This is a genomic window from Novosphingopyxis baekryungensis DSM 16222 (genome assembly GCF_000420305.1).
GTDB lineage: Bacteria > Pseudomonadota > Alphaproteobacteria > Sphingomonadales > Sphingomonadaceae > Novosphingopyxis > Novosphingopyxis baekryungensis.
Window position 1 is genome coordinate 174129 of record NZ_ATUR01000005.1, and the last position, 23665, is coordinate 197793.

The 23665-nt window shown below is 64.8% G+C and carries 24 protein-coding genes; 17 read left to right on the top strand and 7 right to left on the bottom strand.

All coding sequences use genetic code 11. From position 1 onward, the window contains the following. The first annotated feature begins 48 nt into the window (after nt 1-48). The gene (locus G410_RS0110025; RefSeq protein WP_022673524.1) at nt 49-654 is read left to right on the top strand and encodes a TIGR04282 family arsenosugar biosynthesis glycosyltransferase; all 606 of its coding nucleotides are present in this window, start codon (nt 49-51) and stop codon (nt 652-654) included. Continuing rightward, entirely contained in the window at nt 639-1388 is a 750-nt protein-coding gene (locus tag G410_RS0110030; protein WP_245559336.1) for a glycosyltransferase, read from the top strand. The genes G410_RS0110025 and G410_RS0110030 overlap by 16 nt, the downstream gene beginning before the upstream one ends. Here G410_RS0110030 and G410_RS0110035 read toward each other — a convergent pair. Both G410_RS0110035 and G410_RS0110040 read right to left on the bottom strand, forming a co-directional pair. Beyond that, on the bottom strand, nt 1370-2404 hold the full coding sequence (locus G410_RS0110035; protein ID WP_022673526.1) for an SDR family oxidoreductase: 1035 nt from the start codon (nt 2402-2404) through the stop codon (nt 1370-1372). The two genes, G410_RS0110030 and G410_RS0110035, sit on opposite strands and share 19 nt — an antisense overlap. Next, the gene (locus G410_RS0110040) at nt 2398-3453 is read right to left on the bottom strand and encodes a methyltransferase domain-containing protein (RefSeq protein WP_028971334.1); all 1056 of its coding nucleotides are present in this window, start codon (nt 3451-3453) and stop codon (nt 2398-2400) included. The genes G410_RS0110035 and G410_RS0110040 overlap by 7 nt, the downstream gene beginning before the upstream one ends. Nucleotides 3454-3593: 140 nt before the next feature. Here G410_RS0110040 and G410_RS0110045 point away from each other — a divergent pair, with 140 nt between their 5' ends. From G410_RS0110045 to G410_RS0110055, 3 genes are all read left to right on the top strand, one after another. Beyond that, complete coding sequence (locus G410_RS0110045) at nt 3594-4589, top strand: radical SAM protein (RefSeq protein ID WP_022673528.1); 996 nt, start codon at nt 3594-3596, stop codon at nt 4587-4589. Between the two features lie 203 nt (nt 4590-4792). Further along, the gene (locus G410_RS0110050; RefSeq protein ID WP_022673529.1) at nt 4793-5989 is read left to right on the top strand and encodes a thiolase family protein; all 1197 of its coding nucleotides are present in this window, start codon (nt 4793-4795) and stop codon (nt 5987-5989) included. A gap of 168 nt (nt 5990-6157) precedes the next feature. After that, a complete protein-coding gene (locus G410_RS0110055; RefSeq protein ID WP_022673530.1) occupies nt 6158-8632 on the top strand; it encodes a DUF305 domain-containing protein in 2475 nt (824 codons plus the stop codon). Nucleotides 8633-9012: 380 nt separating this feature from the next. Here the strand turns inward: G410_RS0110055 and G410_RS0110060 are convergent, their stop codons facing one another. Next, nucleotides 9013-9891, bottom strand: coding sequence for a LysR family transcriptional regulator (locus G410_RS0110060; protein ID WP_028971335.1), 879 nt, complete (start codon nt 9889-9891; stop codon nt 9013-9015). A 96-nt stretch (nt 9892-9987) separates the two neighbouring features. On the opposite strand from G410_RS0110060, the gene G410_RS0110065 reads away from it, so the two are divergent. The 10 genes from G410_RS0110065 (at nt 9988) to G410_RS0110105 (ending at nt 16066) form a co-directional block, all read left to right on the top strand. Then, nucleotides 9988-10797: a type 1 glutamine amidotransferase domain-containing protein gene (locus tag G410_RS0110065; RefSeq protein ID WP_245559337.1), complete on the top strand. Its 810-nt coding sequence runs from the start codon at nt 9988-9990 to the stop codon at nt 10795-10797. A gap of 2 nt (nt 10798-10799) precedes the next feature. Then, nucleotides 10800-11255 carry a VOC family protein gene (locus G410_RS0110070; protein WP_022673533.1) on the top strand — a complete coding sequence of 152 codons (456 nt, stop codon included), beginning with the start codon at nt 10800-10802 and terminating at the stop codon, nt 11253-11255. Next, nucleotides 11255-12361, top strand: a complete 1107-nt coding sequence (locus G410_RS0110075; RefSeq protein ID WP_211215011.1) for an NADH:flavin oxidoreductase/NADH oxidase — start codon at nt 11255-11257, stop codon at nt 12359-12361. Before G410_RS0110070 ends, G410_RS0110075 begins: the two co-directional genes overlap by 1 nt. Beyond that, entirely contained in the window at nt 12358-13509 is a 1152-nt protein-coding gene (locus tag G410_RS0110080) for an L-dopachrome tautomerase-related protein (protein WP_022673535.1), read from the top strand. Before G410_RS0110075 ends, G410_RS0110080 begins: the two co-directional genes overlap by 4 nt. A 76-nt stretch (nt 13510-13585) precedes the next feature. Next, complete coding sequence (locus tag G410_RS0110085; RefSeq protein ID WP_022673536.1) at nt 13586-14326, top strand: SDR family oxidoreductase; 741 nt, start codon at nt 13586-13588, stop codon at nt 14324-14326. Nucleotides 14327-14436: 110 nt separating this feature from the next. Continuing rightward, nucleotides 14437-14730, top strand: coding sequence for a putative quinol monooxygenase (locus G410_RS0110090; RefSeq protein WP_022673537.1), 294 nt, complete (start codon nt 14437-14439; stop codon nt 14728-14730). Nucleotides 14731-14838: 108 nt separating this feature from the next. Further along, nucleotides 14839-14964, top strand: a complete 126-nt coding sequence (locus G410_RS18305; protein ID WP_245559338.1) for a heme-degrading domain-containing protein — start codon at nt 14839-14841, stop codon at nt 14962-14964. A gap of 11 nt (nt 14965-14975) precedes the next feature. Beyond that, nucleotides 14976-15257, top strand: coding sequence for a GlcG/HbpS family heme-binding protein (locus G410_RS17150; protein ID WP_245559339.1), 282 nt, complete (start codon nt 14976-14978; stop codon nt 15255-15257). A gap of 88 nt (nt 15258-15345) precedes the next feature. Further along, complete coding sequence (locus tag G410_RS17730) at nt 15346-15489, top strand: hypothetical protein (protein ID WP_022673538.1); 144 nt, start codon at nt 15346-15348, stop codon at nt 15487-15489. A 31-nt stretch (nt 15490-15520) separates the two neighbouring features. Then, nucleotides 15521-16066, top strand: a complete 546-nt coding sequence (locus G410_RS0110105) for a type 1 glutamine amidotransferase domain-containing protein (protein ID WP_022673539.1) — start codon at nt 15521-15523, stop codon at nt 16064-16066. Between the two features lie 256 nt (nt 16067-16322). Here G410_RS0110105 and G410_RS0110110 read toward each other — a convergent pair whose 3' ends face one another. The 4 genes from G410_RS0110110 to G410_RS0110125 form a co-directional block, all read right to left on the bottom strand. Then, nucleotides 16323-18983, bottom strand: coding sequence for an excinuclease ABC subunit UvrA (locus G410_RS0110110; RefSeq protein WP_022673540.1), 2661 nt, complete (start codon nt 18981-18983; stop codon nt 16323-16325). Between the two features lie 178 nt (nt 18984-19161). Further along, nucleotides 19162-20271 carry an S-(hydroxymethyl)glutathione dehydrogenase/class III alcohol dehydrogenase gene (locus G410_RS0110115; protein ID WP_022673541.1) on the bottom strand — a complete coding sequence of 370 codons (1110 nt, stop codon included), beginning with the start codon at nt 20269-20271 and terminating at the stop codon, nt 19162-19164. Nucleotides 20272-20486: 215 nt separating this feature from the next. Then, nucleotides 20487-20777 (bottom strand): metal/formaldehyde-sensitive transcriptional repressor, encoded by a 291-nt coding sequence (locus G410_RS0110120; RefSeq protein WP_022673542.1) that lies wholly within the window; start codon nt 20775-20777, stop codon nt 20487-20489. A gap of 205 nt (nt 20778-20982) precedes the next feature. Then, nucleotides 20983-21972, bottom strand: a complete 990-nt coding sequence (locus G410_RS0110125; protein WP_022673543.1) for a zinc-dependent alcohol dehydrogenase family protein — start codon at nt 21970-21972, stop codon at nt 20983-20985. 138 nt (nt 21973-22110) lie between these two features. Between G410_RS0110125 and G410_RS0110130 the strand changes: the two genes are divergently transcribed. Both G410_RS0110130 and G410_RS0110135 read left to right on the top strand, forming a co-directional pair. Next, nucleotides 22111-22689 carry a TetR/AcrR family transcriptional regulator gene (locus tag G410_RS0110130; RefSeq protein ID WP_028971337.1) on the top strand — a complete coding sequence of 193 codons (579 nt, stop codon included), beginning with the start codon at nt 22111-22113 and terminating at the stop codon, nt 22687-22689. Nucleotides 22690-22764: 75 nt separating this feature from the next. Continuing rightward, the gene (locus tag G410_RS0110135; protein WP_028971338.1) at nt 22765-23595 is read left to right on the top strand and encodes an aldo/keto reductase; all 831 of its coding nucleotides are present in this window, start codon (nt 22765-22767) and stop codon (nt 23593-23595) included. The last annotated feature ends 70 nt before the right edge of the window (nt 23596-23665 follow it).

Sequence of the window (23665 nt, forward strand, 5' to 3'; positions counted from 1 at the left end):
TGGCCACGCGCCCGCGCAAAAAGCCCGTAAGTAAAAGGATGCTGTTGCGTGCCGGTGCGCCGCGCTATTGCCGCTGGCATGGCCCCCACTGTCCACCTGTTCGCCAAATGGCCCGAGCCGGGGCGAGTGAAGACGCGGATGATCCCGGCATTGGGCGCGCATGGCGCGGCGGCGCTGCACCGGCGGCTGACCGAGCGGACGGTGGCGGAAATGCGCGCAAGCGGGCTGCCCTTTGCCGTGCGGACCAGCGGCGCGGACGCGGCGGCCTTTGCAGGCTGGCTGGGCGCGGATGTGCCGCTGATCGAACAGGGCGACGGCGATCTGGGCGCGCGCATGGGCCGAGTGGCGGCCCCTGCCGTGCTGCTGGGCGCGGACATACCCGATCTGACCGCCGACCATATTCGCGCCATGGCGGCGGCCATCGCCAAGGCCCCCGTCGCCATCGGCCCGGCGGCAGACGGCGGCTATTGGAGCATCGCCTTTCGCGCAGCGCTGCCGCTGCTGTGGGATGACATGGCCTGGGGCACGGACGCGGTGCTGGCCGAGACGCTGCGCCGGCTGGAGGCGGCGGGGATCGAACCGGTGCTGCTGGAAACCTTGTCCGACTGCGACCGGCCCGAAGATCTGGCGCGCTGGCCATGGCTGACGGCATGACCAAGGGCGGCGTCACCGTGCTCATCCCCATGCTGGACGAGGCGGCGGCGCTGCCCCGGCTGGTTGCGGCGCTGCAGAAGCTCGACCCGCCGCCTGCCGAGATCCTGTGCGTCGATGGCGGCAGCAGCGACGAGAGCGTGGCGCTGGCCAAGGCGGCGGGCTGGCGCGTCATCACCTGCGATCGCGGGCGTTCGGTGCAGATCAATCACGGCGTGAAGCAGGCCAGCGCGCCGCTGGTGATCGTACTGCATGCCGACACCCTTCCGCCGCCGGACATGGTCACCGTGGTGCAGACCACGCTTGCCGATCCGCGCACTGCGCTGGCGGGTTTCACGCCGCTGATCGGCGGAGCGCCGCATGAGCGCACGCGCTGGGGCACCAGCGTGCATAACTGGGCCAAGACCTGGTATGCGCCGCTATTGTGCCGCCCGCATCTGTTCCTGCGCGGCGTGCGGCTGCTGTTCGGCGATCATGCCATGTTCTTCCGCCGCGCCGATTTCCTCTGCGTCGGCGGCTTCACGCCCGGCGATCAGGTGATGGAGGAGGCCGATCTGTGCATCCGCATGGCGCGGCTGGGGCGCATCCGGCTGGTGCCCCGCTTGATCCACACATCGGACCGGCGCATCGCCGCCTGGGGGCCGCTGAAGGCCAACTGGATCTATTTCAAGGTGGGCATATTATGGGCCGTCGGCGCGCGCAACCGGATGGCCAAAGATTATCCGGACGTGCGCTGAAGCGCCGCCTCCTCCGCTCTCAAGAACCCCGCCGCAATCGCATAATCGATCTGCCGCGCCAGATAGGCGCCGTCGGCGGGCGGCGCGCGCAGGCCGGTGAGCGCATGCGCGGCGCTGTCATCGAACTGCGGTGCGCGCTGGAAATAGCTGGCATAGACGGCGGAAACCCGCGCGTGCAAACGGCGCTCCAGCGGTGGCAGCGCGGCGGGATCGAACGCATCCGGATCGACCAGATGCGGCGCAGCAAATTGCGGATAGCCGCCGATCGTCGCGGCGAATTCGGGCATCGGCAAAGCCCCGCCGGAGACCAGATGATAGATGCCGCCCGCCGCCTCATCCATCCGCCCGGCCATGGCGGCGATGCTGGCGGTGACATGATCGATTGCCACGAAGTCCAGCGTGGCGTCGGCGCGCGCGGGCACCTTGGAAATGCGCCCCTCGGCAATCAGCTTGAACGCGCCATAGATGGTGTCGAAGCCGCGAATGCGCCCCGTGTCCGCCTCGCCCAGCACGATGGAGGGCCGCACGATGGCGAACGGCACATTGGCGGCGCGCACCACCGCCTCGCCCGCTGCCTTGCTCGCCTCATAACCATTGGCGAAGCGCGTGCCGTCGGCCACCGCGCGCTCGGTAATACGCCCTTCGGTCAGCCCGCAGACATAGGCGGTGGAGACGTGCAGGAAGCGCGCGCCATGCGCCTCGGCCAGCGTCAGCGCGTTTTGCGTGCCCTGGACATTGATCGCGTGATAATCCGCCTCGGACAGATCGAACCGGATGCTCGCCGCGCAGTGGATCACGAGATCGATGGGCCCCGGCGCGCCTGGCTTCAGTCCCAGCCCGCCCAGCTGGATATTGCCCTTATGCGTGCCCGCCACCGGCACGAGCGCGCCGTCATTGCCGCGCACCTCCGGATTGCGATGGACGAGCGCATGGACGCTATGCCCGGCCCTGGCCAGACGCGCGCAGACTTCGCCGCCGATCAGCCCGGCGGCACCGGTGACGAAGATGTTCAGCAACAGGGCGCGTCGGCGGCTGGCGCAGCACCGTCTGCCTGCCCGAACGGGCTGGCCACGCCGCAACCGGGGAAGATGCCGTAATGGCGGCTGCAATCGCCGAGAAAGTCGAAATGCTCGGCAAAGCGCGTTTCGGCGAGCATCTTCCATGTGTTGCCGCAGACGGGGAAGACCCGCCCCGTTTCGATATGATGGTGCCCGTCCAGATCGAAGGCGCGGGGCGCGCCGGGCATGCTGCCCTTGTAGCGCACGGCCTGCCCGTAATCCTCGCAGCGCGGCTCCAGCCCGTCGATCTTGAACAGGCGGAAGGTTGCGCTGGTAAAGGCGATGCCGTCCAGCTTTTCGGCTGCTTCCTTGTCGTTGATCGCCAGCGGCCGGTCGGTCACGAGGCGCGGATCGGCGAACCCGGCCGCCTTGGCCAGCCGGTCGAAATCACCCCAGTACAAGGCGCCGGACAGGCATTCGCCATGCAGCACCGGATCGTTCAGCAGATGCGCCGGCACGCGGCGATCGGCATAGACGTCGGAGAAATACAGCTCGCCGCCCGGCTTCAGCAGCTTGTGCGCGGCGGCGAAGACGGCGGCCTTGTCGGCCACCAGATTGATGACGCAGTTGGACACGATGACGTCGAAACTGCCCGCTTCCAGCCCGAGCTGGTCCAGCTTCTCGATATCGCCTTCGACGAAGCGGACATTGCTTTTGGCATAGCCGAACCGCTCGCGGTGCCATTCGACATGCTCCGTGGCGACAGCGAGCTGCTCGGGCGTGGCGTCCACGCCGGTCACGCTGCCCTGTTCGCCGACCAGTTGCGCCAGAATATAGACGTCCTGCCCGCTGCCCGAGCCGAGATCGAGGATATGCGCGCCGTCGATCGCTTCCGGCACCACCAGGCCGCAGCCATAATAGCGCGCGCGGACGTCCTCATGCACGTTCATCATCGCGGTGCGGACAGGCGGCGCGGGCGCCTCCATGGTGCAGCAGGCATCGGTGCGCAGATCGTCGGAGCCTTGCAGCACCTTGCCATAATAATCGCGGCTGTTTTCGAGATTCATGGGCGCGGGCATCCTTCATCGCTGGCATGTCGTAACTTGCCTTTGCTACGCTTCCCAGGCTCAGGGAGACGCGCCGGCAAGCCGATGTTCAGCGCATCTGCCATAGAAGCCGCCAGATCGATAAGGAAAATTGCACCGCCATGGCCGATACCCAAAGCAAGCGTGCGCGCAACATGCCGACCGGCCCCTCCCCCTTCACGCCGCAGGAAGCCGCCGCGCTGGCGCAGGAGAAATTCCGCGATCCGCTGGTGACGGCCAAGGGGGAGGCGCGCGCGCATGTCGGCCTGCACCGGCTGGAGACGCTGTGGTTCAACACGGGCTCACTATGCAATCTGGCCTGCGCCACCTGCTTCATGGAAAGCAGCCCGACCAATGATGCGCTGGTCTATCTGACGGCAGCCGAGGTCGCGCGCTTCATGGATGAAGCCGATGCGGATTTCGACACGCGCGAAATCGGTTTTACCGGCGGCGAGCCGTTCATGAACCCCGATTTCCCGGCCATGCTCGGCGATGCGCTCGATCGCGGTTATGATGTGCTGGTGCTCAGCAATGCGATGAAGCCGATGCGGCGCCATGAGGCGGGGCTGGAGACGCTGAAAGCGGCGCATGGAAACCGGCTCACCATCCGCATCAGCCTGGATCACTACACGCAGGCCGCGCATGAGGGCGAGCGCGGGGCGAACAGCTGGGCACCCGCCATCGCGGGTCTGCGCTGGCTGTCGGACGCCGGCTTTTCCATCGCCGTGGCCGGACGGCATCTGCCGCATGAGGACGATGCCGCCGCACGCGCCGGCTATGCCGACCTGTTTGCGCAACAGGATATCCGCATCGATGCCGCCGATCCCGCCCGCCTCGTGCTGTTTCCGGAGATGGACGAGACGAAGGATGTGCCGGAAATCACCACCGCCTGCTGGGGCATATTGGACGTATCGCCGCGCAGCATCATGTGTTCGTCCAGCCGCATGGTGGTGCGCCGCAAGGGTGCACAGGCCGCCGCGGTGGTCGCCTGCACGCTGCTGCCTTATGATGCCGCATTCGAAATGGGCACCACCCTGGCGGCGGCCAACCATACCGTGTCGCTGAATCATCCGCACTGTGCGCGCTTCTGCGTGCTGGGCGGAGCCAGCTGCTCCTGAGCTGGCGTCCGCCACGGGGAACGATTCCCTCTGTCCTACGACAGGTGTTTTGCGCTATGCCCCGGCCATGACGCACAACCGCCCTGCCCCCGGACAATATGGCGCACGACCGCCAATTATCGGGGCCGGGCACGGGATCGCACTTTCCCTCTCTGGACTGTGTGAACTGTGTGAACCTGCAACCCAAGGAAAGTCCCCGAACCATGCATGAAGCCGTCATCGTCTCCACCGCCCGCACCCCCATCGGCAAGGCCTATCGCGGGGCGTATAACGATACCGAAGCGCCGATTCTGGGCGGCCATGTGATGAACGCGGCGGTCGAACGCGCCGGCATCGACCCTGCTTCGATCGACGATGTGTTCTGGGGTGTTGGCAATCAGTGGGGCACGCAGGGCGGCAATGCCGCGCGCATGGCGATCTTCGAGGCCGGCCTGCCGATCGCGGTGCCCGGCTTCACGCTGGATCGCAAATGCGGCTCCGGCCTGACCACCGCCGCGCTGGCCGCCCGCTCGATCATGAGCGGCGATATCGACGTGGCGCTGTCTGGCGGCATGGAGACGATCAGCCTGACCGTGACCAAGGATGCGCCGCGCTACGTCAATGACAGCGTCATCGCGCAGCAGCCCCATGCCTATATGCCCATGATCGAGACCGCCGAGATCGTGGCCGAGCGTTATGGCATCAGCCGCGAGCGCCAGGACGAATATGCCGCGATGAGCCAGCAGCGCGCCGTCGCCGCGACCGAGGCCGGGCGCATGGCGGACGAAATCGTGCCGCTCACCACCACCAAGAAGCTGTACAACAAGGACGGCAGCGATGCGGGCACCGAGCAGGTGACGCTGGAACAGGACGAGGGTCTGCGGCCCGGCACCACGGCAGACGCCTTGAGCGGCCTCAAGCCCGTCTGGAAGGACGGCGCGGTGATCGAGCAAGGCGAGAATGTGACCGCCGGTAACGCCAGCCAGCTGTCCGACGGGGCCGCCGCGCAGATCCTGATGAGCCGCGAGCGCGCCAAGGCGGAAGGCCGCGACATCCTTGGCGTCTATCGCGGCTTTCAGGCGGCGGGCTGCAAGCCGGAGGAGATGGGCATCGGCCCGGTCTTCGCCATCCCCAAGCTGCTCGATCGTGCCGGCTTGAAGGTGAGCGATATCGGCCTGTGGGAGCTGAACGAGGCCTTTGCCTCGCAATGCCTCTATTGCCGCGATCATCTCGGCATCGATCCGGAGATCTACAACGTCAATGGCGGCGCGATCGCCATCGGCCACCCCTTCGGCATGACCGGCGCGCGCCTGGTCGGCACGGCGCTGCTCGAAGGGCGGCGGCGCGGGGTGCAGTGGGTCGTAGTGTCGATGTGCACCGCCGGCGGCATGGGCGCGGCCGGACTGTTCGAACTGGTCTGACGGCTGGGCCTGGCCTGGCCGGTCGCACGAGCCGGGCCAGGCAATCGGGCGGGCCGATAGCGGGCGGCGTGGCGCGGGCAATAGCGGGCCGCGCATGGCCGCTTCCCAGCAGCGCACAGGCCGTGCTAGCCCCCTTGTCCTATCACGAACATGGGAGATCCAGGCCTTATGTCATCCACCGTCCGCTCCGCCGCCCGCCCCCTTCTGGCCGCAATCCTCTCCGCCACCTGCCTGACCGCGCCCGCACTCACCGCGCCGACACGGGCCCAGCAGGCGCCGATCGTGCAGCCGGGCGCGCCGGGCCAGTCGGGCAAGCAGCTGAGCGCGGACGAGGCGACCCGCATTGCGGACACCCGCTTCAGCGCGGATGACACCACCTTCATGCAGGGCATGATCCACCACCATCATCAAGCGCTGCAGATGGCCGCGCTGGTGCCGGACCGCACCAGCAACCAGGCGCTGCGCGATGCGGCCAAACGGATCGATGCCTCGCAGGAAGACGAGATCGCGTTCATGCAGGACTGGCTGCGCAGCCGGGGGCAAGCGGTTCCCGACCCCGCCGCCCATGCCGCCATGGGCCATGATATGGCCGGCCACGGCATGGACGGGCAGATGATGCCGGGCATGGCCAGCGCGGCGCAGATGGCGGCGCTGGCCAAGCTGGACGGCGCGGCCTTCGACGCCCGCTTCCTGGAACTGATGATCGCCCATCATGAAGGCGCGATCACCATGGTCGAGCAACTGCTCGATCAGCCCGGCTCCGCCTATGATCCGGTGCTCTACGAATTCACCAGCGACGTGACCAACGAACAGCGCGCCGAGATCGACCGGATGACGGTGCTGCTGACCGGTCTGTCGGACGATCCGCGCTCCAATCTCACTGCCGGTTTCCGCGATGCGCAGGAGGCCGCGCGCCATATGACGCTGCTCGCCAGCCTGCCCAAGCCGAGCGGCTTCTTCGATGCGAACAACCCCGCCGGCCTGCCGCCCAAGAAGCCGGTGAAGGACAGCCCGGCGGACGATGCCGCCCCGGTGGACGGCGAGGAGCCGGTCGAGGCGGATTTCGGCGACCGATCCCCCCTCCTCAGCTTTGCCAATACGGACATGGCCTTTTCCGGCGATCTGCTGGCGCTGGGCAATTATCACGGGTTCAATCTCTACCGGCTGGGCGATCGGGGCATGCCCTCGCTGCTCAGCTCGGTGGTCTGTCCCGGCGGCCAGGGCGATGTCTCGATCGTCGGCGATCTGCTGATCATGTCGGTCGAACAAACGCGCGGGCGCGTCGACTGCGGCCTGCAGGGCGTCAGCGCGGATGTCAGCCCGGAGCGGTTCCGGGGCCTGCGCATCTTCAACATCGCCGATCCGCGCCGGCCGGTGCAGGTCGGCCAGGTGCAGACCTGCCGCGGATCGCACACCCATTCGGTGGTGGCAGCGGACGATCGCGCGTTGATCGTCTATAATAGCGGCACCTCCGGTGTGCGCGATGGGGAGGAGCTTGCAGGCTGCGTGGGCGATGTGCCCGGCGATGCGCGCACCGCGCTGTTCCGCATCGATGTGGTGGAAATCCCCCTCGCCGATCCGTCCAGATCCCGCATCATCGACAGCCCGGCGGTGTTCACCGATCAGGACAGCGGCCAGATTGCCGGCCTGTGGCTGGGCGGCGACCATGGCGAGGGCACGCAGGAAACGCGCCGGACGGACCAGTGCCATGACATCACCGTGTTTCCGGCCAAGGGCATCGCCGCCGGCGCCTGCTCCGGCAATGGCGTGGTGTTCGATATCAGCAATCCGCGCAAACCCAAGCGGATCGATGCGGTGAACGACAAGGGCTTTGCCTATTGGCACTCGGCCACGTTCAACAATGACGGCACCAAGGTGCTGTATACGGACGAATGGGGCGGCGGCGCCCGCCCCCGCTGCCGCGCGCAGGACCCGCGCGAATATGGCGCCGATGCGATCTACGATATCGTCGATGGCAAGCTGGTCTATCGCAGCCATTACAAGCTGCCCGCCGCGCAGAGCGACAAGGAAAATTGCGTTGCCCATAACGGCGCGATCGTGCCCGTACCGGGCCGCGATATCTTCGTGCAGGCCTGGTATCAGGGCGGTATCTCGGTGATCGACTTCACCGACAGCGCCAACCCGCGCGAGATCGCCTATTTCGATCGCGGGCCGGTCGATCCCGATCACCTGATCCTGGGCGGCTACTGGTCGGTCTATTATTATAACGGCAAGATCTACGGCTCCGAGATTGCCCGCGGGCTCGACATGCTGGCGCTGGAGCCGAGCGCCGATCTCACCGCCAATGAAATCGCCGCCGCCGCGCTCGCCGATCAGGGCCAGCCGTTCAATCCGCAACAGCAATATCCCGTCAGCTGGCCCGCCGATCCGGTGGTCGCGCTGGCCTATGTCGATCAGCTGCAGCGCGGCTCCGACGATCCGATGCTGGAGCAGCTGGCTAGCGCGCTGAACGCTGCGAGCAGCGCATTGTCCGCAGGAGCCCCCGACGCAGCCCTGGCCCAGCGCCTGGAGGCCATGGCCGGCAAGCTGGCATCGACGGCAACCGCGGGCCCGCTCACCCAAAGCCGCCAGACGGCCCTGAAGGATAGCGTAAAAGCGATAGCGGCCAGGCTGCGGGGCTGACCGGCACCGATCGCACCAACCAGACAAAGAAAAACCGCCTCAAAAGGGCGGTTTTTCTATTCCACCGAATGGTGCCAGAAGAGGCATCACATTTGGCCTCTTTTTCCACCTATTTTCAGATATTTAGGTACTTCGGTTTATGCAAAGAGCCCGCAAAAGGCCCGCAAAAACCGTCTAATGCATTGGTTCGATGCCTTTTTAGGGACTCGAGAATGCATTTTTCCACCCGGGAAACTAGCCATCATTTATGTCCGCTAAGCGCCCTACATCCGGCCGTTCGGCCTTGTCGCCGACGATTCCGAAAGCCGCCATTCGCTTCGCAAACGCTCAACTGGTTCAGGCCCGACATTGCGCTCACGGCCCAACAGGCGTGGCCACAATTATGTTCGGAGTGCAGCAATCAGGGCGTCCCGAGCCATGGCCACGCGCGGGTGTCGCAGCGATGAGCGTGCCCAGACGAGGTAGTAAGCGTTGCGCGGCACCGTGATCGGGGCGGGGATCTCGATCAGCGTGCAAGAAGCGCGTTCGCTGCGGGTGAGATAGCCGGGCAGCACCGTCCAGCCGAGGCCCGCGCGCAATCCCGACCGTAGCACCCGCAGATCGGGCGCGGTCAAGGCTGGCTGGCTGGTCAGCTCGATCTGGTTTGCCTCGAGCCAGGTCCGCAGCAGCGGCCGGTCAAGATCGTAGGCGAGGTGGGCCGTCCGGTTGAGCCCGTCGGCAAGCGGCAATTCGGCAATCTGCATAGCCACGGCGGGCGAGGCTACGGCGCGCAGGTGCTCTTCGCCCAGCACATGAAAGGCCAACCGCGCATCTTCGGGTTGCGAGGCGGTGACGGCCAGGTGCACCTTGTCTTCGAGCAGCAAGGCATAGAGCGCCTCGCGCCCGCCGATATGCAGGCGCAGGTCAAGCCCTGCTTCCAGCAGCGGGGCCAGCCGGGGCGTGATCATCTCCCCCAGCAGGTCCGACGGCGCGGCGATGTGGACCGTGCCCGAGATGCGCGAGGATCGGGCCCGCGCGCTGGCCAGTGCCGATTCCGCCGTGTCGAGGCTGCTTCCGACCGAAGCCGCGAGATCGTCGGCAATCGCTGTTGGTCGAACACCCCGCGAATGGCGATCGAACAAGGGACGGCCCAATTGCGCCTCGAGCGATGCGATGTGCTGCGACGCCGCCGGTTGGGTGATGCCGATTGCCCGGGCCGCCTCGCTCAGCGAACGACGGCGGTAGACTTCAACGAAAGTGCGCAACTGCAGGAGGGACATTGCGGTTCCATAAGCGGATTTATGGCCGTCCGCCATTCCCGCTGGATTTCATGATGCCGTTCCCTGCGTATCTAAGCCGCCGAAAGGAACGATCGAATGCAAAATCGCCGCCAATTGCTGCAAGCCCTCACCGCTGTCCTGGTGGCGGGCGCGGCGCCGGCGGGTGCGTTTGCTCGTGTTCCCGACATCACTAGAAAAGGACAACTGACGATGACCCGCATTCTCATGGTGGCCACCTCCGCCGACCGCATGACTCCCGGCACCGAACCGACGGGTGTCTGGCTCGAGGAACTCACCACCCCGTACTACGCGTTCCGCGATGCGGGCGCCGAGGTGACGCTGGCCTCGATCAAGGGCGGCGCCATCCCCGTCGACCAGCGCAGCGTCAACGCCGACGGCGAGAACGACGCTTCGGTCGAACGCTATCTGAAGGACGACGCCCTGAAGGCCGAAGTTGCCAGCACGCCGGCATTCACAAGCATCGATCCCGCCGGCTACGACGCGCTGTTCCTGCCCGGCGGCCACGGCACCATGTTCGATTACCCCGGTAGCGACGAGCTGGCGCGCCTGGTCGAGCACTTCGACCGCGAAGGCAAGATCGTCGCCGCCGTCTGCCATGGACCGGCTGGACTGGTCTCGGCGAAGAAGGCCGATGGCTCGCCCTTCGTGGCCGGCCGCCGTGTCGCCGGCTTCACCGACAGCGAGGAGCGCGCGGTCGGCCTCGATCAGGCGGTGCCGTTCCTGCTCGAAACGCACCTCAAAGAACTTGGGGGCAAGCACGAGGGCGGCCCCGATTTTGCCCCGTTCGCCCTGCGCGACGGCAATCTGGTGACGGGCCAGAACCCCGCCAGCGCTACCCGCACCGCGGAGCTCGTGATGGAAGCCCTCAAGGACAAGGTCGCCTGATCATGCGCTATCTCCACACCATGCTGCGCGTCGCCGATCCCGAGGCGGCGATCCGTTTCTTCACGCTGCTGGGTCTCAAGGAGACCCGGCGCATGGAGAACCAGGCCGGACGTTACACGCTGATCTACCTTGCCGCCGACGAGGATTTCCGCGGCGACGGCGAGCAGGGCGATGCCGAGGTCGAGCTGACGTACAACTGGCCGCCCGAGGACGGCAGCCCTGCCGAGACATACACGGGGGGCCGAAACTTCGGCCACCTCGCCTACGGGGTCGACGACATCTACGAAACGTGCGCGCGGCTGCAGGCGGGCGGTGTGACGATCAATCGCCCCCCGCGTGACGGATACATGGCGTTCGTCCGCTCGCCGGACGGGATCTCGATCGAACTGCTGCAGAAGGGCGAACACAAGGCTCCGGCTGAACCCTGGGCCTCCATGCCCAACACGGGCGAATGGTGATGGTGAAATTGTTCGAACCGATTGAGGTTAGCGGGCTGCGGCTCGCCAATCGCATCGTCATCGCGCCGATGTGCCAGTATTCGGCAGTCGACGGCGGGATGACCGACTGGCACCAGATGCATCTCGGCCAGTTGGCGCTGTCGGGCGCGGGCGCGCTGACGATAGAGGCGACCGCGGTCAGCCCGGAAGGGCGCATCACCTACGGTGACGTCGGCCTGTACGATGACCGTACCGAAGCGGCGATGCGAAGCGTGCTCGAAAGTGTGCGCCGTTGGTCGGACATGCCGCTGATCATCCAGCTGGCCCATGCCGGCCGCAAGGCGAGCTGCGCCAAGCCGTGGCAAGGCGGAACGCAGATCGCCCCCGACGCGGACAATGGCTGGCAGACCGTGGCACCCAGCGCCATTCCCTTCGCTCCGGACGACCATCCCCCTGTCGAACTGGACAAGTCAGGGCTTTCCCGCATCCGGGAGGCGTTCGCGGATGCCGCCCGGCGCGCCGGCAGGCTCGGCATCGAAGCCATCCAGATCCACGCGGCGCATGGCTATCTGCTCCACGAGTTTCTTTCGCCGATCTCCAACCGGCGCGGCGATGCATACGGGGGCAGCCTCGACAACCGTATGCGGTTCCCGCTCGAGGTGTTCGATGCCGTGCGCGAAGCGTTTCCGGCCGACCGCCCGGTGACCGTTCGCGTTTCGGGGACCGATTGGGTCGAGGGGGGCTGGACCGCGGACGAGACCGCCAAGTTTGCGCAGGAGCTGGAGCGGCGCGGTTGCGCGGCGATCCACGTCTCCGGCGGCGGCCTCGACCCGCGCCAGCAGATCCCGGTCGGCCCCGGCTATCAGGTGCCGCTGGCGCGGACGGTCAAGGACGCGGTCGCCATGCCTGTCGTGGCGGTCGGAATGATCACCGATCCGCAGCAGGCGGAGCGCATCCTCGAGGACGGGCATGCGGACGCCATAGCGATTGCCCGCGCTGCGCTGTGGGATCCGCGCTGGCCTTGGCACGCCGCCGCCGCGCTTGGTGCATCGGTCAAGGCGCCCCCGCAATATCTCCGGTCCGAACCCCAGGAAGCGGGCCGCATCCTCAAGGAAATGACCCCATGAAGACCTCCGCCAAACTGCTTCTTGCCGCGGGCGCTGCCCTCTCGCTTGGCGCCTGCGCGACCACTCGCGATGGTGCACCCGCGCCGCGAATCGAACAGGTTGCGACCTTCGATGGCGCGATGCCGACGGGCGTGACCGTCGCTCCCAACGGGCGCATCTTTGTGAACTTCCCGCAATGGGGCGACAACGCGCCGTTCACGGTTGCCGAGCTGGTCGACGGCAAGGCGGTGCCCTATCCCGACGCCGCGACCAACCGGCCCGATCCGGCCGACCCGGCGGGGCATTTCATCTCGGTGCAGAGCGTGGTGGCAGACGGCGCCAATCGCTTGTGGGTGCTCGACACGGCGGCGCCCAAATTCTCTCAACCGCAGGCCGGCGGTGCAAAGCTGGTGGCAATCGACCTTGCGACCGACCGGGTGGTGAAGACGATCGTCCTGCCGCCCAGCGTGGTGCTGCCCACGACCTACCTCAACGACGTGCGCTTCGATCTGCGTCAGGGCGCCGAGGGCGTCGCCTACATCACCGACAGCAGCAACGAGGGGGTCGGCGGCATCATCGTTGTCGATATCGCCAGCGGGCGTGCGATCCGGCGCCTGTCCAACCATGCGACGACCAATCCCGAACGCGGCTTCACCCCGGTTGTCGACGGCGCGGTGCTCATGAACCGCCCGGCTGACGGCCCCGCGACGCCGGTCACGATCGCAAGCGACGCGATTGCGCTCAGCGCCGACGGCAGCCTGCTGTATTACGGTCCACTGTCGGGCCGCACGCTGCACGCGGTGCCCACGGCCATGCTGCGCGATCCCGCGGTGTCCGAGGAGGAGTTGAGCCGCGCGGTCCGCAGCCTGGGGCGCAAAGGCGCCTCGGACGGGATAGCCGAAGACGACAAGGGCCGCGTGTTCGCCGGCGATTACGAGAACAACGCGATCCGCATGCTCGACCAGGGCCGCTGGACGACGGTGGTCAGCGACCCGCGCATCAGCTGGCCCGACACGCTGTCGATCGGCACTGACGGCTACCTCTACTTCACCGCCAACCAGCTTCACCGCCAGCCAGGCTTCCACGGCGGGCGGGACTTGCGCCGCAAGCCTTACGAGCTGCTCCGCATCAAGGTGGGCACCGCTCCCGTCCTGTTGCGCTCGCGGTGAACCCATCAGGCCGGGCAGGCTCGCGCGGGGCCGCGATCCGGCGAAAAATCAACTACTGACTTGAAGGAATACAATCATGACAAAGGGTATCGAAGGCAAGGTCGTTCTCATTACCGGCGGCGGCAGCGGCATCGGCGCGGAAACAGCGCGTCTTCTCGCGGAACGCGGCGCGAAGGTGGCAATCGCCGCGCGGCGCAAGGACAGGCTCGACGAGGTCGTCGCGGACATCGCCGCAAATGGTGGCACGGCACGTAGCTACGCGCTGGACGTGACCGACAAATCAGCGGTCCAGTCCGTCGTCGCCGCAATCATTGCCGACCTCGGCCGCCTCGACGTACTGATCAACAACGCCGGGCTGATGCCGATCCGTCCGATGGCCGAGGTCAACACCGACGAGTGGGACCAGATGATCGACGTCAATCTGAAGGGTACGCTCTACGGCATCGCGGCGGCCCTTCCCGGTTTTCTCGAGCAGGGCAGCGGCCACATCATCAACTTGAGCTCGGTTGCGGGCATCAAGGTCTTCGCACCGGGCGGCACGGTCTACTCCGGCACAAAGTTTGCCGTCAGCGCGATCAGCGAGGGCTTGCGCCACGAGGTGGGGGAAAAGGTCCGGGTCACGTCAATCGAGCCTGGAGCTGTCGAAAGCGATTTGAAGTTCACGACATCCGGCACGGCTGCCGAGACGGTGCTGGACTTCTACAAGCAGGCCATCCCGACGGAATCGGTGGCGCGTGCTATCGCGTTCGCTGTCGAACAACCTGATGACGTCGACGTCAACGCGATCGTCATCCGGCCGACCGCACAGGAGTTCTGATTTCGACGAGGAGGCGGGGCCGTGTGTGCTCCGCCCATTGGGGAACGTAGCGGCCCGCTCGTCCGTTACCTACCGAATAATATCAGTCCGTTTCACTTGAGGAATAAATTATGCCCAAACTCGCCCTGTATGTACCGCTGAAGGCCAAGCCCGGAAAAGAGCGCGATGTCGCCGATTTCCTGACCTCGGCATTGCCGCTCGTTCAAGCTGAGCCGGGCACTCTGACCTGGTATGCGATCGAGGAAGGTCCCGGTGCGTACGCGATCTTCGATACGTTCGACACGGAGGAGGACCGGCAGGCCCATCTTGACGGCAAGGTTGCCGCCGCACTGATGGACAAGGCAGACGAACTGTTTTCCGAACCGCCGCAAATTCACAAGTTCACCCTGCTGGCCGCGAAATAGCGGAGCGGTCGGCACCCTCGCACGTCGCTCTCATCGCCCGCGTGGGCGAAAGCGGGTGCGGCGGCGTGCGCTGAACAGCTTTCCCCGAACTGGCCAAGGAGACACGCCATGCACACCATCCAGACACTCGACCTGAACGACACGCGGACGATCATCGATGCGGGCATCGCGGAGGCCGAGCGGATCGGCAGCCCGTCGAACATCGCGGTGGTGGACGCGGCGGCTGCCTCCTAGCGTTCGCGCGGATGGACGATGCGTGGCGCGGCAGCGTCGACATCGCGATAAGCAAGCCGTGGACGGCGCGCGCGTTCGACGTCGAGACCAAGGCGCTGGCGAAGCTCGCCCAGCCGGGCGCCGACTTCTACGGCATCCATGCCTCCAACGACGGCAAGGTGATGATCTTCGCCGGGGGCGTGCCGATCAAGAAGGGCGAGACGGTGATCGGCGCGGTGGGCGTGTCGGGCGGCACCGGCAAGCAGGACCAAGGCGTGGCCGAGGCGGCGGCGCAGGCGTTCGCGCACGGCTGAGCCTGGGAACGCGGCGGCGCCGGCTCAGTCGACGGCGGCGGGCTCGGGCACCGGCCAGTGCGATGTAAAGCAATACAACCTACGACTGATGAGGCTTATCGAGCAAGACCGGGCCAATCCTGCCCAAATCATCTCGGACCGACTGCCGCTTGGTCAGGCACCAGACGGCTTCAAGCATTTCGACGAGCACGATGCTGGTTGGACGAAGGTCGTGCTCAAGCCGGGCATCTGACCTTAATCTTGGACGGAATAGGAGATAAATTATGACTTTAGAAGGCAAATCAGTTGCCATTCTGATCGCACCCCGCGGGACGGAAGAACCAGAATTCTCGAAGCCTAAGCAAGCTGTCGAGGACGCTGGGGGCAAAGTGACCGTGGTCAGTTTTGAACCGGGCAAGGCTCGCACAGTCAATGGCGATCTTGACGAGGGCGGAAGCTATACTATCGACAAGACGTTTTCCGAGGTCAAAGCCGACGATTTCGACGGACTTGTTGTTCCCGGAGGGACTGTCGGTGCCGACAAGCTGCGCGGCAGCGACGAGGCAATCGGTTTCATCCGGGCTTTCTTCGATCAGAAAAAACCTGTTGCGGCTATATGCCATGCACCCTGGACATTGATCGAGGCGGACGTGCTCAAGGGTCGCGCCTTGACGTCCTACCCGACGCTGAAGGTCGATATCGAGAACGCTGGCGGTACATGGACCGATGAGGAAGTCGTGGTCGACAACGGCCTTGTTACCAGCCGCGATCCCGATGATTTGCCCGCCTTCTGTGCCAAACTCGTTGAGGAAATCGCAGCAGGGAATTAAGACGGGGCGTTTCGACGAACCATGTGAGGGCCCTCTCCCTGAAGAAGGTCCTCACTAAGCAAGCGTGGCGGATGGCCAGCGATAGGCCGTTCGCCACGGCGCGTATCATACGAACATGGCTCACCTAACGGGCACTCAAACGCTGCGCCGCGTCAACCGCAGTGACACATCCCCGGCTCTCGCTTCCAGACGCGACCCATTCCAACGTGTGGTTGAGATGCACCTGGTCCAACGTGCGTTCGGCCAGATTTACGACCTATAGCGCCGCCTTGAGATAGCGGGCGGTGAGACTGCCTTCCGCTTCCGCAACGACGCCAGGGACGCCGCTGGCAACGATACGGCCCCCATCTTCCCCGGCCCCCGGTCCCAGGTCGATGACCCAGTCCGTCTGGGCGATGGCGCGCACGTCATGTTCGACGACTACGACGGTATTGCCGGCGTCTACCAGGCCCTGCAGGTGTTGCATCAGCCGGTCGCCATCGGAGGGGTGAAGCCCCGAAGTCGGCTCGTCGAGGATGTAGATCGTGTTGCCGCGTTGAGCGCGTTGCAGTTCAGTCGCCAGCTTGATGCGCTGCGCCTCCCCGCCAGACAGCTCGGTCGCCGGCTGACCGAGCCTCAGATAGCCAAGACCGATCTCCCGCAACACATCGAGGGAGCGCATCACAGATGCCTCGCCAGCGAAGAAATCGCACGCATCGTCGACCGTCAGTTCGAGCACCTGGGCGATATTGCGCCCGTTCCATTCGACTTCGAGCGTTTGCGGGTTGTAGCGAGAGCCATGACAAGTCGAGCACGGGGCAAAAACGCTCGGCAGGAACAGCAGCTCCACCATGACATATCCCTCGCCCTCGCACACAGGGCAGCGGCCTTGCGGGACGTTGAACGAGAACCTTCCCGGGCTGTAATGCCGCCGGCGGGCGAGCGGCGTATCAGCGAATATCCGTCGCACATGGTCGAACATGCCGCTGTAGGTGGCTAGGTTCGAACGCGGCGTGCGACCGATCGGTTTCTGATCGACCCGCACCAGCCTGCGAACATGCTCCATGCCTGTGACAATGCGTCCTTCAGTGTCGTTCTGCGCAACATCGAGCAGCGGATCGATATCCTCCTCCTCGGCCACGGGTAAGCCGCCGAGATGTTCCGTGACGAGCTCGGGCAGCGCCTGACTGACAAGACTGGATTTGCCCGATCCCGAAACGCCGGTGACAGCGGTGAAGCAGCCGATGGGAAACTCGACGTCGAGACCATGGAGATTGTTCCGCCTGATCCCTTCCAGGCGTAGCCATGCCTTGGGGTCGCGCGGTGTGCGCTCACTGCGGAGCGGCTCTGCGAACAGGTAGCGGCGGGTGATCGAAGTCTCGACGTCGGCAAGCCCTCCAATCGGCCCGCTGTAGAGGACTTCACCGCCCTTTGCCCCGGCTCCTGGCCCGACATCGACGAGCCATTCCGCGCGGCGGATCACGTCGAGATCATGTTCGACGACGAACAGGGAGTTGCCCGCCGCCTTGAGACGCTCAAGGATGGTGAGCAAGGCTTCGCCATCTGCCGGGTGCAACCCTGCCGAAGGCTCGTCAAGCACATAGACCACGCCGAAAAGCTGTGACGACAATTGCGTGGCAAGCCGCAAGCGCTGCAGCTCTCCGGAGGAGAGCGTCGGCGTGCTGCGGTCGAGCGAAATATAGCCAAGGCCAAGATCGATCAGCGGCTCTAGCCGTTCGATCAATTCGCAGGCAAGGCGTTGGGCGGCGACCCGCTTTTCATCGGAAAGGTTGGGCGTGCGGCGCACGTCGGGCGCAGCCTTGTGCGCCGAACCTCCTGCCGCGACTCGCCGTTCGACCGCCGCATCGCGTGCCGCCTTGCCGAGGACATGGCCCTTCGGGACCGCCGCGGCGCCCCCGTATTCGCCATGCGCGACGGGCGTGAGCAAGTCCCGGAGTTTCAACACCGTCAGGTCGCCGAACTCGGCGATGTCAAGGCCCGCGAACTTCACGGACAGGGCTTCGCGCTTCAGGCGCTTGCCGTCGCAGGTCGGGCAATCGCGTCCGATGATATATTGCGAGACGCGCTTCTTCATCAGCGCGCTTTTAGTGTTGGCGAAGGTTTCCAGCACATAGCGGCGCGCGCCGGTGAAGGTGCCCTGGTAGCTCGGCTCCATGCCGCGCTTGAGCGCCGTCCGCGTCTGTTCGGGCGTCAGGCCCGCATAGACCGGCACCGTCGGCGCCTCTTCAGTAAAGAGGATCCAGTCGCGATCCTTTTTCGGCAGGTCTCGCCACGGCGTATCGACGTCATAGCCGAGCGAAACGAGGATATCGCGCAGGTTCTGGCCATGCCAGGCGGTCGGCCAGGCGGCGATCGCCCGGTCGCGAATGGTGAGGCTGTCGTCAGGCACCATCGTTTCTTCGGTCGCGTCATAGACGCGCCCGATGCCGTGACAGGTCGGGCAGGCGCCGGCGACCGTGTTGGGGGAGAAATCCTCCGCATAGAGCATGGATTGATGGCGCGGATATTCGCCGACGCGCGAATAGAGCATCCGCACCAGGCTGGAGAGCGTAGTCACGCTGCCGACCGAGGATCGCGCGTTGGCCGAGCCGCGCTGCTGCTGCAACGCGACCGCAGGCGGCAAACCGTCGATCGCGTCGACCTCCGGAACCCCGGCCTGGTCGATCAGGCGACGGGCATAGGGCGCAACCGACTCCAGATAACGCCGCTGGGCTTCGGCATAGAGGGTGCCGAACGCGAGCGATGACTTGCCCGAGCCCGATATGCCGGTGAATACCACGAAGGCGTCGCGCGGTACATCGACGTCAATATTCTTGAGGTTATTCTGGCGCGCGCCGCGAACCTGCACGCAAGAGGGCGGCCCCGTATGACCATGATCGGTGGCCGGCGTCGTCGCGTGAATATCCTTGCTCTTCATTTCAGTCTTCCTGCCCTATACGCCCGTGCGGCCCGTGTTTCATCACAGTCGGGTAGCAGATGAATGCATCGCGACGCGTTGCCCATTTGCGAGAGCGCGCGTCATCATGGCCTGGGTCGGGCCATGATGACGGACGAATTGTCGATCCGGGCGCCTCGCGCCGCTTCGTAACGATAGGTCAGTAGTGAATGACCGAGCGGATCGACTTGCCTTCGTGCATCAATTGGAAGGCCTCGTTGATCTCCTCCAAACCCATCGTGTGGGTTACGAACGGGGCCAGATCGATATCGCCTCTCATCGCGTCCTCGACCATGCCGGGGAGCTCTGTCCGTCCCTTGACGCCGCCGAAAGCTGACCCCTTCCATACGCGGCCCGTGACGAGCTGGAATGGGCGGGTGGAGATTTCCTCGCCCGCGCTGGCAACGCCGATCACGATCGACTGACCCCAGCCACGGTGCGCTGATTCAAGCGCGGCGCGCATGACGTGGACGTTGCCGATGCACTCGAAGGTATGATCGATGCCCCAGCCCGTCATCTCGATCAGCACTTGCTGGATGGGCTTGTCATGGTCCTTGGGGTTGATGCACTCGGTCGCACCGAACTGGCGTGCCAGCTCGAATTTGGACGGATTGGTGTCGATGGCTATGATCCGACCCGCCTTCGCCTGGCGCGCACCCTGAATCGCCGCAAGGCCGATCCCGCCGAGGCCGAACACGGCGACCGAGTCTCCGGGCTGGACCTTGGCGGTATTGTGGACTGCGCCGATGCCGGTCGTGACGCCGCAGCCGAGCAGGCAGACGTGTTCGGGGTTTGCCTCGGGATTGATCTTGGCGAGCGAGACTTCGGCGACGACAGTATATTCACTGAAGGTTGAACAGCCCATGTAATGATAGAGGGGCTGACCGTTGTACGAAAAGCGGGTGGTCCCATCGGGCATCAAGCCCTTGCCCTGCGTTTCGCGGACAGCGACGCACAGGTTAGTCTTGCCCGACAGGCAGAAGTCGCACTTGCCGCACTCGGCGGTGTAGAGCGGAATCACGTGATCGCCCGGCTCGACGCTGGTGACGCCTTCACCGACCTCGACAACGATACCCGCGCCCTCGTGGCCCAGAACCACCGGGAAAACACCCTCCGAATCACTCCCCTCCAGCGTGTACGCGTCGGTGTGGCACACACCGGTGTGCGTCACCCGTATGAGGACTTCGCCTTTCCGGGGTGGAGCGACATCGATCTCGACGACTTCGAGTGGCTTGCCCGCCTCGAAGGCTACAGCGGCGCGAGATTTCATGTTGGGATACCCTCGTTGAGTTAAACTGATTGCTGGTGGGAGGTCGATGCGTCGTCGCAAATTCGACGACATTCTCATACTGGTAGGGAGTATCTATATCATACTCCCTACCAGTATACAAGAGGTGTCCTGGCGAGGATCTCAAACCAGAAAAGGCAGCAGGGGCTGGCTTCTAAGTTCGGGAGAACGCGGGCAAGAGAATGAGCCTGAAATTGTCATTTAAGATAAGTACGCAGAATCTTCATTACGCCCTCCACTCCGTCATCGTGATCGCCGCCTGCGCCTCCGACGGCACGATCTGCGCCCGCACCGAATGTTTCCCTGAGATGACTCTCCATCACTTCTGTCATCAGTCCATTTGTCGCACCACGCATGGCGACAATTTGCTGCAGCAGGGGAGCGCAATCGGCCCCCGCTTCGATCGCGCGTTCCAGAGCGTCCGCCTGACCCTTGATACGCCGCAAGCGTGTGATGGCTCGCTTCTTGTCCTCTGGTGAATGTGGCATCGCGTTTTCCCGAGAAATCGCTCCAGCATACTATACAGGGGGGGAGTTTCAATCCTGCACAGAGCCGGGCGTTTTTATGATCGGGCGAGGTTGCGGTCATGCTCTCAAGGATGCGCCACGAGCAGCCTTGGCACGGGCGCCGCAAGTCCGATCCTCTGTCGGGGAAGGGGGGCGCGATCGGTCACTCCCCCCACCGGTATGCCGGTCAGACCGTAACGACGACCTTGCCGATCTGCTCGTTCGATTCGAGGAAGCGGTGCGCGTCCTGGATGGCGTCGAGCGGGAAAGTGCGCGCGATCCGCGGCTTGAGCGCGCCCGATTCCAGACCCGCCACGATGAACGCCTTGGCGCGATCGAGGGCGGCGTCGTCCGAGACGATCTCGCTGTAGACATAACCCTTGAGCGTGAGGCTCTTGCTCAGCACGGAGAACAACGGGAACGGCGTCGGTTCGCCGCTGAGCGCGCCATATTGGAGCAGGATGCCGCCGCGCGCCATGCTCTCGGTCAGCGGCTCGAACGACGGGCCTCCGACCGGATCGAGCACCACGCGCACACCTTGACCATCGGTTATCTCCATCACCCTCGCTACCAGATCCTCTTCCCCGGTCGCGACGACATGATGTGCGCCGGCATCGATCAGGGCCTGGCGCTTGGCGCCGGTACGCGTCGTCGCGATTACCGTCGCGCCGACCATCCGCGCAATCTGGAAGGCAGCAAGGCCGACGCTGCTGGAGGCTGCAGTGACGATGACGAAATCGCCCTCGCCGAGTTTCGCCTGCTCCACCAGCGCACCCCAGGCGGTGACATACTGCATCCACACGGCCGCCGCTTCCTCGAACGACAGCGCCGCCGGATGCTTGACGACGAGGCGGGCGGGCACGTTGGCGACCTCGCCATAAGTGCCCCAGCGCGCGATATCGAGCGGGGGTATGACGCTGACGGCTTCGCCTTCCGCAAACCCGGTCACGTCCGCGCCGACCGTAACGACAGTGCCGGCAGCCTCATATCCAAGGCGGCTCGGGAACTCGGCTTCCTGAAGGTAGGCATGGTTGCGGAACATCACCTCGGCGCGGTTTATGCCTATCGCCTTCACCGCGATCTGCACTTCGTCGGCCGCGGGCGCGGGGACTGCCACATCTTCAATCCTGAGGACGCTGGCGTCGCCATATTCGTGGATACGGACAATGCGGCTCATTGGAGGCTCCTTGATTATTGAATGATCGTTCTGTAAGGGAGCGGACTACCAGTATCAAGATATTATTTATCGATCGTTCCATATCGTGCACCAGAGATGACAGAGACGAAAGCCCGTCGCCGCGCAGGTCGCCCTCGTGTGTTCGACACTGACGCTGCGCTCGACAAGGCGGTGCGGCTGTTCTGGCAGCGCGGCTACGAGGCGACATCGATGGCCGATCTGGTGGCGGAGACTGGCGTCGCCGCCGCCAGTCTCTATGCAGCGTTTGGCAACAAGGCGGGGCTGTTTGCGGCGGTGATCGAGCGCTACGCCGCGACGTTCAGCGTCCACCTCTATGCACCCATCAACGATCCGGCGTTGTCCACCTACGAGGCCGTCAAAGGTCTGCTGGAACGAGCGGCGTCATCATTCTCGGAACCTGGAACGCCGGCCGGCTGCTTCATGTATTCGGCAGCGGCAGCCGTTTCGCCGGCGTCCGCGGCCATCGAATGCCTGCTGCGCGAAAAGCGTATCGCGGCGGAGGCCTTCCTGATCGAGCGTCTGCAACGCGGCGCCGCGCGGGGCGAGCTTGCGGCCAACACCGATCCGGCCGTGCTAGGCAAATTCATCAATACGATCATGGAAGGCATGTCCGTTCAGGCGCGCGACGGCGCTACGCTCAACGAACTGCTCTCCATCGCCAAAATGACGCTCGATCGATGGCCGGCCGCGATATGATCGTTACTTGGTGGTCATCTGCCAATCCGCCTCCCGCGACCGGACAATCGAACTCATCGCATAGGACGAAAGCATATGAAACACGTGACATTGCCGGGAGGGGAAGTGGTTCCTTCAATGGGTCAAGGCACCTGGAAGATGGGCGAACGTGCCGAGCGCCGATCCGAGGAGATCGCCGCGCTACGCGCCGGTGTCGAACTGGGCATGACGCTCATCGATACCGCCGAAATGTACGGCGATGGTGCGGCGGAAACGCTGATATCCGAGGCGCTGGGCAGCGTTCGCGACCAGTTGTACATCGTCAGCAAAGCATATCCGCAGAACGCATCGCGCTCCCGCCTTGCCGGTGCGTGCGAGGCGAGCCTGAAGCGGCTCGGCACCGACCGGCTCGACCTCTACCTTCTCCATTGGCGGGGATCGGTGCCGCTCGCCGAGACAGTGGAAGCATTGGAGGCGCTCAAATCGGCAGGAAAGATCCGCCACTGGGGTGTCAGCAATCTCGATACCGACGATATGGAAGAGCTTGTCGCTGCGGGCGGGGATGGCTGCGTGACCGATCAGATCCTTTACAATCTGGTCCGGCGAGGCCCCGAATTGGACCTGCTGCCGTGGCTCGCCGAGCATAACATACCGGTTATGGCGTATAGTCCAGTCGAGCAGGGACGACTTTCTACCCACCCCGCTCTCGACAAAATTGCAGCCGAGGTTGGCGCAACCCCTGTGCAGGTCGCACTTTCGTGGACGTTGCGGCAAGATGGTCTCATCGCCATCCCGAAAGCGAGTTCAGTCGCACATGTGCGGGAGAACCGCGCCGCCGCCGATATCGTTCTTTCCGACGCTCAGCTTGCGACACTCGACGCGGCATTTCCCAGGTCACGCCACCGCCGTCCACTCGAGATGCTTTAGCGTCAGATGACGATATTATCGCTCGAAGGAACAGAGCGTAAGAAGGATCGGCGGTAGAAGCCGAATTTAA